The organism is Mesorhizobium sp. M2C.T.Ca.TU.002.02.1.1 (genome assembly GCF_003997225.1).
Map to the genome: position 1 here is coordinate 1 of NZ_RZTO01000169.1, position 9,356 is coordinate 9,356.

At 65.4% G+C, this 9,356-nt stretch carries 7 protein-coding genes; all 7 read right to left on the bottom strand.

From position 1 onward, the window contains the following. Nucleotides 1–178, bottom strand: a 178-nt coding sequence (locus EOD07_RS11860; protein WP_127235583.1) for an ATP-binding cassette domain-containing protein, incomplete at its 3' end; no start/stop codon positions are given. A 69-nt stretch (nucleotides 179–247) separates the two neighbouring features. Next, the gene (gene cysW / locus EOD07_RS11865; protein WP_073985311.1) at nucleotides 248–1,132 is read right to left on the bottom strand and encodes a sulfate ABC transporter permease subunit CysW; all 885 of its coding nucleotides are present in this window, start codon (nucleotides 1,130–1,132) and stop codon (nucleotides 248–250) included. Next, entirely contained in the window at nucleotides 1,125–1,976 is an 852-nt protein-coding gene (gene cysT / locus EOD07_RS11870; protein WP_040984144.1) for a sulfate ABC transporter permease subunit CysT, read from the bottom strand. The genes cysW and cysT overlap by 8 nt, the downstream gene beginning before the upstream one ends. Before the next feature lie 91 nt (nucleotides 1,977–2,067). Then, on the bottom strand, nucleotides 2,068–3,096 hold the full coding sequence (locus tag EOD07_RS11875; protein ID WP_127235584.1) for a sulfate ABC transporter substrate-binding protein: 1,029 nt from the start codon (nucleotides 3,094–3,096) through the stop codon (nucleotides 2,068–2,070). A gap of 204 nt (nucleotides 3,097–3,300) precedes the next feature. Continuing rightward, complete coding sequence (locus tag EOD07_RS11880; RefSeq protein WP_245470060.1) at nucleotides 3,301–4,047, bottom strand: M15 family metallopeptidase; 747 nt, start codon at nucleotides 4,045–4,047, stop codon at nucleotides 3,301–3,303. 211 nt (nucleotides 4,048–4,258) lie between these two features. Continuing rightward, a complete protein-coding gene (pbpC, locus tag EOD07_RS11885) occupies nucleotides 4,259–6,349 on the bottom strand; it encodes a penicillin-binding protein 1C (protein ID WP_245470062.1) in 2,091 nt (696 codons plus the stop codon). 75 nt (nucleotides 6,350–6,424) lie between these two features. Then, a partial coding sequence (locus EOD07_RS11890; RefSeq protein WP_164772192.1) for an alpha-2-macroglobulin occupies nucleotides 6,425–9,356 on the bottom strand: 2,932 nt, incomplete at its 5' end.

Consider the following 9,356-nt stretch of genomic DNA (forward strand, 5'->3'; position numbering starts at 1 on the left):
AGATGGCGCCCTTGGTCGGGCGCTCCAGACCGGCGATCAGACGCAGCAGGGTCGTCTTACCGGAGCCGGACGGCCCGAGCAGCGCGATCAGCTCGCCGGACCTGATGTCGAGCGACACGTCATGGAGCGCCGGAAACCGCTCGAACTCCTTGCGCACATTGACGACGCGAACTTCCATGCAGATCCCTCAGTTCGTTGATGCATATCATTATCCCAAAACCGCTACGCACTTTTGGGTGACATGCATCTAGTGTCCGCGTGTCGCGGCGATCTCGGCGCCGTAGCGCATCTCGAGAAGCGTTTTCAAGACCAGCGTCACCAGCGCCAGGCCGGCGAGCAGCGAAGCGACGGCAAAGGCGCCGACGGCGTTGTATTCGTTGTAGAGGATCTCGACATGCAGCGGCATGGTGTTGGTGAGGCCGCGTATATGGCCCGACACCACCGAGACCGCGCCGAACTCGCCCATGGCGCGCGCATTGCACAGAAGCACGCCGTAGAGCAGTCCCCATTTGACGTTGGGCAGCGTCACATACCAGAAGGCCTGCCAGCCGCTGGCACCCAGCGAAAGCGCCGCCTCCTCGTCGCCATTGCCCTGTTCCTGCATCAGCGGGATCAGCTCGCGCGCGACGAAGGGGAAAGTGACGAAAATGGTAGCCAGCACGATGCCGGGCACGGCGAAAAGGATGACGATGCCATGCGCCTTCAGCCAGGCGCCTAGCAGTCCCTGCGCGCCGAAGAGGAGCACATAGACCAGGCCGGAAATGACCGGCGAGACTGAGAAGGGCAGGTCGATGAGCGTTGTCAGAAACGCCTTGCCCTTGAATTCGAACTTGGCGATCGCCCAAGCGGCCGAGATGCCGAAGATGACGTTCAGCGGCACCGAGATCGCCGCCACCAGCAAGGTCAGGCGGATGGCCGAGCGCGTGTCGGGGCTGGAAAGGGCTTCCGTGTAGGCGCCGATGCCTTTGGCAAGCGCCTCGTGGAAGACGACGATCAGCGGCAAAAGCAGGAAGACGGCGAGGAAGGCCAGGGCGATTGCCATCAGCACGGCCTTGACGGGCCGGCTTTCGGTCACCGCGGCCGACTGGCTCTCGTGATGCGGCTCGTAGGATTTGATCTCGGGATCAGCCATAGCGCTTGCGGCTCCATGTCTGGACGAGATTGACGACCAGAAGCATCACGAAGGACAGCGCCAGCATGATCGCGGCGATCGCGGTCGCCGCCTCGTAATTGTATTCCTCGAGCCGGATGACGATCAGAAGCGGCGCGATCTCGGACTTGAAGGGCAGGTTGCCGGCGATGAAGATGACCGAGCCGTATTCGCCGACGCCGCGCGCGAAGGCGAGTGAGAAGCCGGTGATGATCGCCGGCGCCAGGCCGGGGAAAAGCACGCGGGTGATGATCTGGAAGCGGTTGGCGCCCAATGTGGCGGCCGCTTCCTCGACCTCCTTGTCGAGCTCTTCCATGATCGGCTGGACGGTGCGCACGACGAAGGGCAGGCCGATGAACACCAGCGCGATGACGATGCCGAGCGGCGTGTAGGCGACCTTGATGCCGAGCGGCATCAGGAGATGGCCGATCCAGCCATTCGGCGCATAGAGCGTGGTGAGCGCGATGCCGGCGACGGCCGTGGGCAGGGCAAAGGGCAAGTCGACCATCGCGTCGGCGATGCGGCGCCCGGGGAAACGGTAACGGACCAGCACCCACGCAACGACGGTGCCGAACACGACATTGACCACAGCCGCCAGGAAGGCCGTGCCGAAGCTTATCTTCAGCGCGTTGAGGGTGCGCCGGTCGACGACGATCGCCCAGAAATCGGCCCAGCCGAGCGCGGCCGAACGCCAGACCAGGCCCGAAAGCGGGATGAGGATGATGAGCGTGAGGTAGGCAAGCGAGAAGCCGAGCGTCAATCCGAAGCCCGGAATGACACTCGGCTGCCTGAATCGCCACCCCGCTTTGGCGGGTGCTGTGGTCATGCTGTTCTGGATCGTCCCTTCTATTCAAACCAGAATGGCTTTGCGCAGTCGCATTCGGCCGGCATGCCCGAGGCTCACCGGCCGTCCGGCTTCACTGCGCCGGCTTGTAGATCTGGTCGAATATACCACCATCGCCGAAATGGTAAGGCTGCGCTTTCTTCCAGCCGCCGAATTGCGGGTCGTCGATGGTGACCAGCTTGATTGCCGGGAGCTTGGCAAGGTCCTCGGCCGGCACCAGGTCGGGCTTGGCCGGGCGATAGTGGTTCTTGGCGATGATGGTCTGGGCTTCCTTGGAATAGAGCCAGCTCAGATAGGCCTCCGCGACCTTGCGCGTGCCCTTGGCATCGACATTGGCGTCGACGACGGCGACCGGCGGCTCTGCCAGGATCGAGGTCGGCGGGTAGACGATGTCGAAATTGTCGGCGCCGAATTCGTCGAGCGCGAGATAGGCTTCATTCTCCCAGGCGATCAGCACGTCGCCCAGACCCTTCTGCGCGAAGGTCACCGTCGAACCGCGCGCGCCGGTATCGAGGACGGGGACGTTCGCATAAAGCTTGCCGACGAACGCCTTAGTCTTGGCTTCGTCGTTGCCGTCATTGGCGTTCGCATAGGCCCAGGCGGCAAGGTAGTTCCAGCGCGCGCCTCCGGACGTCTTCGGGTTCGGGGTGATCACCTGGACGCCGTCCTTCACCAGATCGCTCCAGTCGTGGATGCCCTTGGGATTGCCCTTGCGCACCAGGAAGATGATGGTCGAGGTGTAAGGCGCCGAGTTGTTCTCGAACTTCGTACGCCAGTCCGGGCTGATCTTCTTTGTCTTCGAGACGATGGCGTTGATGTCGCCTTCGAGCGCCAGCGTCACGACGTCGGCGTCGAGGCCATCGATCACCGCCCGGGCCTGCGCGCCGGATCCGCCATGCGACTGCTGGATGGTTACGGTTTCGCCGGTCTCCGCTTTCCAGTGCGCGGCAAACGCCTCGTCATAGGCTTTATAGAGTTCACGTGTCGGGTCGTAGGACACATTCAGAATGGTCGTGTCGGCAAACGCGAAACCGAGCGTGCCGAACTGGACAGATGTGGCGACCAGCGCGCCGAGCAGTTTCCTGAAATGAGGTTTGGTCATTCCCGCCTCCGTTGAACTGCTGCGAACTCTACCGAGTTTATAGAATTTAGATGCATTGAATGTTGCCTTTTTCGCCTCCTCGAAGCAATTTTTCGCCGTGATTGGACTGGTTGAGGAAATGATTTCCTATGCGCTGGCCGCACGGCTCCTCATCAGCCGAGCTAATTAGAAACGGTCGGGTGCAGGGCAAGCCTCGGGTACGCCTTAATTGGCGGTGACCGGAAAATCGAAGCGCTGTTTTGGAAAAGGTTCTTTGGCCAGGGTGAAGTGCCACCATTCGCGCGCATAGTTGCGGAAGCCGGCGGCACGCATGGCGGCAAGCAGCATCCTGCGGTTCGTTGCCGCTTCGGCGGGAAGAGGGCGGTGCGCCGTCTCGCTCATCGGATCGAAGCAGTCGAAACCGGTGCCGAAGTCGAGTGCGCCGCCGTCCGGCGCGCCGCAGGCCGGGTGTATGGAGCTTTTCTTGCCGGTCTCGGCGATGGCGAGGTCGACCGTCGAGCCTCGCGAATGGCTGGACAACTCACCGACATAGCCCTTGGCGATCAGATCGCCGCGCTCGACGGTCGGATACCATTGCGGATCCGGCGGGCCGCCTTCTCTCGTCCAACTGCCCATGTCGGCGACGGCGCGCGCCGGGCGATAGCAGTCGAAGACGACCAGCGTCAGGCCCTTGGCGGTGATGGCTTTCTGGATGTTGGACAGCGCCTTCGCCGCCTGCGCGGTCAGGATGCAGACCGGCGCCTCATAGCCGTCGGCCTTGCGGTGCAGGAAATTTTCGAGGCCGGCGTAGCGGATGTCCTGGCGGATGGTCGGATCGATATCGGCGAGCCTGACGAAGCCTGCGGGGAGGGGGTTGGCACGGGCGGGGAGAGCGATTGCCAGCGCAAGCGCCGCGAAGAATGCTCCCAATAGAGGTCGGCGCGAGGCCCCCCTCTCTGCCCTGCCGGGCATCTCCCCCTCAAGGGGGGAGATTGGCGGCTTCGGCGCCGGCTCTATCTTTCTAACGTTGAAAATTGGCGAAGGCAGCGAAGCTGCTGATCTCCCCCCTTGAGGGGGAGATGGCCGGCAGGCCAGAGAGGGGGGCCTCACGCCATACATCAGGCCAGAAATTTCTTGCCCCGAAGCATTAAGAAGCGCAATCCCCTGAACCGCTTGCCGCATCCTACTCAACGAAAACCTTCACGCTCGCCGCCCGTCCTGCCGCGTCGATCACGGTCAGCGTCGAATAGCCGGTGCCGTCGGGTTGCCAGGTCGCGGTGCGGCGGCGGTCGATGCCGGCGAGCGGCTTGCCGTTGGCGAGCCAGCGGAACGGCGCGCGGCCGCCCTGCAGCTTCAGCACCAGCGGCGTGGCGTCGGCGGAGTTGGTGCCGAGATCGACGCGGGCGCCATTGGGCGGGAAGACGATGGTCGGCGCGGGCTCGGTGGCGGTGGCTTGCACCAGCCCGTCCGATCCGGCGCCGAAGCGGGCGAGCGTCACCGGCAGTTCCTCGCGCCGGGGGTTGAAGACGCCAGGCGGCCGGCCGGACAGCGGCACGCTGGCAAGGCCGGAACGGACGAAGCCTTCGAACAGGATGGGTGCCGCCGAGACATAGCCCGACAGGCCGGGGACGGGGCTTGCATCGGCGCGGCCAACCCACACACCCAGCACGTAACGGCCGTCGAAGCCGACGGACCAGGCATCGCGATAGCCGTAGGAGGTGCCGGTCTTGTAGGCGATGCCGCGCTGCATGGCGCCTTCCGGCGGCTTCACGCCGGACAGGATGTCGTTGATCTGCCAGGCGGCCTGGTCGTCGAGGATGGTGGCGGTGGTGCGCTCGGCATCGGCCGGCTCGGTGCCGTCATGCAGCGTGTGCATCTTGCCGCCATTGGCGAGCCCCGTATAGAGCTGCACCAGGTCGCGCAAGGTCACGCCGACGCCGCCAAGTCCGATCGCCAGGCCGGGCGCTTCGTTGACCGGCAGGATCGGGTTGACGCCGGCCTGGCGGAAGCGCGCCGTCAGCCGCGCCGGACCGACGGCGTCGAGCACGCGGATCGCCGGCACGTTGAGCGACAATTGCAGGGCCTGGCGGATCGAGACATCGCCCTGGTAGCCCATGTCGAAATTCTTCGGACGGTAGCCACCGAAGTCGGCCGGACTGTCCTCGATGATCATCTCCTGCGCCACCAGCCCCTGCTCGAAAGCAAGTCCGTAGATGAAAGGTTTCAACGTCGAGCCGGGCGAGCGCACCACCTTGGTCATGTCGATCCAGCCGGAGCGGCTGGCGTCGAAGAAATTGGCGGAGCCGACCTCGCCGAGGATGTCGCCGGTGCGCGCATCGGCCATGACCATGGCGACGGAGAGTTTCGGGCCGAGCTTCCTGGCGGCATCCCTTGCCACCTGCTCCAGCCCCTGCTGCACGCTTTTGCGGATGGTGAGCTGCAGCGGCTTGCCGGGTACGGCCTTGGGCAGCATGGCATAGGAAGCATGCGCGGCCAGCGCCGGCAGTTTTCTGCGCAGGCCGGAAACATCGTCCAGCGCGGCGCGGGCAGCTTCGCGTTCGCCGAGCAGGCCGGCCGAGACCATGCGGGTCAGCACGCGGTCGCGCGCGGCGTGCGCGATGCCGAGATTGCGGTCGGGACGGCGCTTTTCCGGCAATTGCGGCAGCGCCACCAGAAGAGCGGCTTCCGAAACGGTAAGCCGCTTCGGCTCCTTGCCGAAATAGGCGAGCGAGGCGGCGCGCACGCCTTCGAGATTGCCGCCATAGGGCGCCAGCGTCAGGTAGCGTTCGAGGATTTCCTGCTTGGAGAGCCGCCGCTCGATCTGGATGGCGCGCAGCATCTGCTTGAGCTTGGAGCCGAGGCTGCGGCTGTCGCGCGGCTCGATGAGCCGGGCAAGCTGCATCGACAAGGTCGAGCCGCCTGACACGATATGGCCGCTGGTGACGAGCTGGCCGGCGGCGCGGCACAACGCCAGGATGTCGACGCCGCGGTGATCCCAGAAGCGCTTGTCTTCATAGGCCACCAGCATGTCGACGAACTGCTTGTCGACCTGGTCGAGGCGGGTTTCGAGCCGCCAGTAGCCGTCCGGCGTGGCGAAGGCGCGTAGCAACTGGCCGTCGCGGTCCTGGACCTCCGTCGAGACCGTCAGCCTTACCGGCAGCGGCGGCGGGAAGGCGCGGTCGAGTTCTCGGAGCGCGGCGATCGACGCGGCCGCGAAGCCGGCGAGGCAGGCGCCTGCGATTGCGGTTCGTCTGAGGAATTTTCTGGAGAGCATGGTGCTGCCCCTCATCCGCCTGCCGGCACCTTCTCCCCGTATGGGGACGGGGAGAAGGCTAAACCGGCGACCTTGCTAGTCCGCCTTGACCTCCATCACGCCGGTGGCGGTACGGGCCGAGTATTGCGGCCGGTACATGTCTTCCACCGTCGCCGCCGGATGGGTGTAGGTGCCCGGTGTCACGGCGCGCACGACATAGGCCAGCGTGATGTTGCGGTCGCCGTCGCCTTCGTTCGGATTGAAGGCGGCGACGAAGCGGTCGTCGCGGAACTCCAGATGCGCGGCGTCGGTCTGCGCCAGCCAGGAGAAGTTCGACAATTGCGCGCTGGAAACCAGGCTCGGATTGTCGATCTCGAAGCCGGCCGGCAACAGATCGGTGATCAGCAGCCGCGACGGCCATTTGTTCCGCTCGTAGACCTTGAGCACGACCACGTAGCGCTCGTTCTGCTTGGCCTCGGTGACATTGGCCGCGGTGCCGTCGAGCTTGTAGTAGGTGCGATCGATGGTGAAGCCGTCGCCGCCGGCCGGCAGCGGATCGACCGGCGCGGCGACCGCGGTCACCACCGCCTGCAGCGGCGTCGCGCCGGTGTTGGCGATGGTGAGCGGGCTGTCGACGAGGTCGCTGCCGGCGACCTGGTCGGAGTAGCCGCCCGAATGCGGCGCGCCGTTGACGGAAAGCGAGATGGAATCATTGCCTTCCTTCAGCGCCCGCGCGGCAAGCAGCATCCAGGATTCGTCCTGCGTGCTCGTCCAGCGGGCGTCGGCGCGCGCCACGCCCACCAGCTTGATCAGCTGCGGCATGATGCTGGGCACAGGCTTCGATTCCGCCGCCAACGCCAGCAACGCCGCGCCGTCACGCAGCCGCGAGCCGTAGTCCGAGCGGTACCAGTCATAGTCGGTCTCCGACTGTGCCAGCCTGAGCGCCGTCTGGAAGGTGGCTTCCGAACGCTGCGTGTCGCCGTAGAGCGCCAGGCTCGCCGCCAACTGGGCGACGGCCATCGGGCTGGAGAAGGCTTCGATCTGGGTATCGGCGTAATAACGCAGATCGCCGATCGAGGCCTTCTTGTTGCGGGCGAGCACATAGAGCGCATAGGCGATCTCGCTGCCCTTGTCCTGGACGTCCTGGTCGTAGCCAAGCGAGTTCTGCAGGTTGTTCAGCGCCTGGTTCATGGCAAGCGCGGGAACATCATACTTCTGCTCGCGCGCCCGGGTCAGGAATTCGCTGACATAGGCGTCGAGCCACAGATCGCCGGAGCCAGGTCCCCAGAGGCCGAAGCTGCCGCTTGACGATTGGTAGGAGAGCACCTTGTAGATGGCGTCCTGGATGCGCTGATGCAGGTCCGGGTCGCTCTCCATGCCGATGCTCTTGGCCATGTCGTTGACATAGAGCAGCGGCATGGCGCGGCTGGTGGTCTGCTCGGCGCAGCCATAGGGGTAGCGGTCGAGCGACATCAGCAGCGACGGCACGTCGAGCGCGGACGACTGCGAGACGCCGACGCTGACCGAAGCGCCGTCGAGCACGCTTGACGCCAGCAGCTCCTTGTCGACGCGCAACGAGCCGCCATGCGGCTTCAGGTCGACCACCATGCGGTTGGTGACCGGAAGCTGCGCCGGGCGCACCGGCAGATAGAGCGTCTGCTCGACTTGCGTGCCGTCGGCGTGCGCGAGCTTGACGGTGATCGAGGCGTCGCCCGCGGTCTTGGCGACCAGCGGGAAGGTGAGCGACTGCCGCTTGCCCTGGGCGAGCGTCAGCTTCTCGGGCAGGGGCTTGTCGCCGGTCGTGAGATCCCCGGCCGTGGTGACCGAGAGCGCATAATCGCCGGCCGGACCATCGGTGTCGGCGATGTCGAGGCGCATGGTCGCCGCATCGCCCGGCGCCAGGAAGCGCGGCAGGCCTGCGGTGATCACCACCGGATCGCGCACGATGACGTCGGTCTGGGCATGGCCGACGGCCTCCTTGGTCCAGGCGACGGCCATGACGCGCACGGTGCCGTTGAACTGCGGGATGTCGAAGTCGACGCGCGCCTTGCCGTTGGCATCGAGCTCGACCGGGCCGGAGAAGAAGGCGACCAGCTTTTCGGTCGGCGGGCTGCCCTGCGCCTGCATGTTCGCCCCGTCGCCGCCGGTGCGTATCTTGCCCATGGCGCCGAGCGAGCCGTCGATCAGGCGTCCGTAGAGGTCGCGGATCTCCAGCCCCAGCATGCGCTGGCCGAAGAACCAGTCCTCCGGATCGGGCGCCTTGTAGTTGGTGAGGTTGAGGATGCCGACATCGACGGCAGCCACCATCACATAGGCGTTGCTGCCGGCCTGCGCGCCGTTGACCGCAATGGGGATCGACAGCTGCTGGCGCGGCATCGTCTTTTCGGGCGGTGTCAGGGAAACCGCCAGCTTCTTCGAGCCCGGATCGACCGACAACCACTGGATGCCGATGGCGCGGGCCGGCATGCGCGATTCCTGCGCGTCGCCGGGCCGGAACAAGGTCGCCGTGACATAAGCGCCGGCGCCCCAGTCGTCGCCGACGGGGATGTCGACGGTGCTGCCGCCGGCCGGCACCGAGGCGGTAACGGTCTTCAAGAGCTTCTCGGCGCCGATGGTGACCAGGAGTTCGCCGGCAAAATGCGGCGAGATCTTCAGCTTGGCGACCTCGCCGGCGGCGTAGCTGTCCTTGTCGAGCGCGATCTCAAGGCCGTCGGGCGTCTCGGTGGTGGTCGAGGCGACATACCAGCCGGCATCGAACTCATAGCTGGTGGCGGGACCATCCGGATCGGCGGTCTCGACCTCAAGCCGGTAACGGCCCCAGTCGACGGGGAGCGATACGGTCGCCTCGCCATCGGCCTTCAGGTCGACCGCGCCATTGGCGACGGCCTTGGTGAGGTTCACGGCCTCGTAGTTCCAGGAATTGTTGGAACGGTACCATTGATAGTTGCGCTCGACCTTGACCAGCGACCATTGGGCGCCTTTCAGGTCCTCGCGCTTGCCGTTCGGGTCGACGGCGATGATGCTGAAC

What these genes read in the sequence shown, in the direction of transcription:
- cysW (WP_073985311.1), bottom strand. Translation starts at nt 1,132, where the DNA reads ATGGCTGATCCCGAGATCAAATCCTACGAGCCGCATCACGAGAGCCAG.
- EOD07_RS11880 (WP_245470060.1), bottom strand. Translation starts at nt 4,047, where the DNA reads ATGCCCGGCAGGGCAGAGAGGGGGGCCTCGCGCCGACCTCTATTGGGA.
- pbpC (WP_245470062.1), bottom strand. Translation starts at nt 6,349, where the DNA reads ATGCTCTCCAGAAAATTCCTCAGACGAACCGCAATCGCAGGCGCCTGC.
- cysT (WP_040984144.1), bottom strand. Translation starts at nt 1,976, where the DNA reads ATGACCACAGCACCCGCCAAAGCGGGGTGGCGATTCAGGCAGCCGAGT.
- EOD07_RS11875 (WP_127235584.1), bottom strand. Translation starts at nt 3,096, where the DNA reads ATGACCAAACCTCATTTCAGGAAACTGCTCGGCGCGCTGGTCGCCACA.